This window comes from Bifidobacterium tissieri (assembly GCF_002259645.1).
Classification (GTDB): Bacteria; Actinomycetota; Actinomycetes; order Actinomycetales; family Bifidobacteriaceae; genus Galliscardovia; species Galliscardovia tissieri.
On sequence record NZ_MWWV01000035.1, the window covers coordinates 1 to 1,616 of the forward strand.

The 1,616-nt window shown below is 64.7% G+C and carries 1 protein-coding gene; it reads left to right on the plus strand.

Annotation, left to right across the window (positions count from 1 at the left end; genetic code table 11):
* Window positions 1-269: 269 nt before the first annotated feature.
* Window positions 270-1,451 (plus strand): IS1249 family transposase, encoded by a 1,182-nt coding sequence (locus tag BTIS_RS11580; protein ID WP_094665603.1) that lies wholly within the window; start codon window positions 270-272, stop codon window positions 1,449-1,451.
* Window positions 1,452-1,616: the final 165 nt, after the last annotated feature.

Below are 1,616 nucleotides of genomic sequence, written 5' to 3' on the forward strand. Positions count from 1 at the left end.
AAGGGCGAGGCTCCAAGTCGCCGGGGGTATTCCCCCGGCATTCCTTTATCCGCCGTCTTGTCAGGGAATCGGTTGAGCGAATTGAGCATCTTCGTGGACGAGTCCGGCGAATGGGGCAAGCTGTCCGAATACTNNNTCNGGGTTATAGGAACTTTTGTGGTGCTTATAACTGGCATCTGGCCTTGTGGCAGTAGGCGTGTCGGCTGGTTATTTTCGACGGCGGGAAAATAGCCGGCTTGTGCCATGGGTCGGGTGGNGGGCTGGATGTCGTGAGAACGAAATCCAGCAAGGCGAAGAAGTGCCCGATCTGCGGTCGGGCGATGAAGAAGAACGGCAGGACCGCGAAGGGCACCCAACGGTGGAAGTGTCCCGACTGTTCGTTGAGCTCGACGATGCCGCAGGAACGGGCCGCGCGGGCGCGCATGCTGGACGAATTCCTGACCTGGCTGCTGGGCAGGCAGCCGCAGTGTGCGATCGACCCGTCCGGTGACTCGCGCGCCCTGCGCAAGCGCACCGCCTGGTGCTGGAACATCCATCCGCGCATACCGTCCGTGACGGCCAGGCATCATACGGTGATGGCGGACGGCACGTACATGGACCACGGCTGGTGCCTGATCATCGCCATCGACGGCGAGACCGGCGAGACGCTTGACTTCCAATGGTGCGGGCATGAGTCCAAGGCGGCCTACACGGCGCTGTTCTCGCGCATGCCCGCGCCGGACGTGCTCGTCACCGACGGGCTGCGCGGCGCGGAGACCGCCTGCCGTGAGACCTGGCCCGGCACGCGCATCCAACGCTGCCTGGTGCACGTGCAACGCAACACGAGAACGGACCTGACCTCCAACCCCAGGCTGGAGGCGGGCAGGCAGCTCAAGAAGCTCTCAGACCGGCTCACCAAGGTACGTGACGGCGAGACCGCCGTCAGATGGGGCGAGGCGCTCAACGCGTGGCACGTCGCCTGGGGGCCGTTCATCAACGAACGCACCTGGGCGAAGGACGATCCCGACAATCCGAAGGCGATGAAACGGCAATGGTGGTGGACCCACGAGGACGTGCGACGCTGCTACCGGCGACTGGAGAAACTGTTCCGAGAGGGCAAGCTGTTCGCGTTCCTCGAACCCGCGCTCACCGCCGGCGGCCCGGTGGCGCGCACCACGAACCGTCTCGAGGGCGGCGTCAACTCGCCGCTCAAGCATGTGCTCCTCGACCACCGCGGACTGCCCGAGGAGCACATGCGACGCGCCTGCGAATGGGTGTGCTACATGAGAAGCAGGAACCCGGACCCCGCGTCGCTGATCAAACCGGAACACTGGAAACCCGCCAAGTCCGCGCCGGAGCCGGACGGGGACGACGACGGGCCGAGGTCCTACGACACCGGCATCCAGTCCAACAACCACGATGACCCCACAAGCGAACCCGGCTTCTACATCCGCAAGGGCCACGTCCGATAGCCGCGGCCAATCCGCATAGACGTCGGCATGATCCAAAACATCGCAACTCTGCTGGGACTCATCCAAGTCGTATTCGAACTCATCGACGCCATTGGCGCCGGAAGCCGGCCGGCACTCGTCGCGGCCGGGGCCCTGATGTTCATCCTGCACGCCATCCACCCGCTC